This is a genomic window from Herbaspirillum lusitanum P6-12 (assembly GCF_000256565.1).
Lineage (GTDB): Bacteria > Pseudomonadota > Gammaproteobacteria > Burkholderiales > Burkholderiaceae_D > Herbaspirillum > Herbaspirillum lusitanum.
On the sequence record NZ_AJHH01000375.1, the window covers coordinates 1 to 953 of the forward strand.

A 953-nucleotide genomic window follows, 5' to 3' on the forward strand; every position below is an offset into this window, starting at 1 on the left:
GGGATGTCGAGATCGACCGCCGCAGATTGCGCCCAGGCCATTGCAGCCAGCGACATGCCGACGGCAAGCACGCCTGCTTTCAGTGTGAGTGTGAATGTCTGGCGAGAGGAACGGCCTGCCTCCGGAACGGCACAACGCATGAACTACTCCTGTAAAAGTGATTGTTATTTATAGGAGTTACCGAAACCAGATCGCTGCGTGGGAACCTCTGAATGAAAATTATTTTTATTTGGCCGTGCTCATCACGTTACCTGCATTGCCTGCGATAGCCGAAATGACAACGCCGCTGGCGCCGCGTTTCACCGTCACCGGCAAAATGGTCGGCAGCACGCGCAGCAGGTCGTCGATGTCCTTGATGTCGTATTCGCCGGACAGGCGCAAGTCGCCTGTGCGTGCATCGGCCGGCACGATGGGTTGCGCCAGGTAGCGTTGCATGTCGGCCGCCGCCTCGCGCAGCGGGGTGCCGTTGAAATACAGCTTGCCGCGTTGCCAGGCGCCGCTCTGGCCGGGCTCGGGATCGGCCAGGCGTTCCAGTTTGCCGGCGGTCGAACGCAGTGCCTGGTTGGCGGCCAGTATCTGCGACTGGCCGCTGTCGCTGCGCACTTCAACGGCGCCCTGCTGCACGCTGACGCGCGCGCCGTCTTCCTCGTTGCGTACGTCGAACACGGTGCCGATGTCGGTCACGGTGGTGTGATTGGCCTCGACCACGAAGGAGCGGTAAGTATGGGCGACGTCGAAGCCGGCTTCGCCGCGCAACAGCGTCATGCGGCGTGAGAAGAGACGCGATTCGATGCGCAGTTCGCTGTCGGTATTGAGCTGGATGCGACTGCCGTCGGCCATCGTCAGCATCGAAGTCTCGCCGACCGCAGTAGTGATCTGGCGTGTGTCGTACGCCGGGTCGATCAGCCATGCGGCGCCGGTGCTCAGCAGCAAGATCGCCGCCATCGTCGCGA

Annotated in this window: 1 protein-coding gene; it reads right to left on the minus strand. The window is 62.2% G+C overall.

The genetic code is table 11. From position 1 onward, the window contains the following. Positions 1–225: 225 nt before the first annotated feature. The coding region (locus HLUSI_RS28280) for a FecR family protein (RefSeq protein WP_040503413.1) at positions 226–953 on the minus strand (728 nt) is incomplete at its 5' end.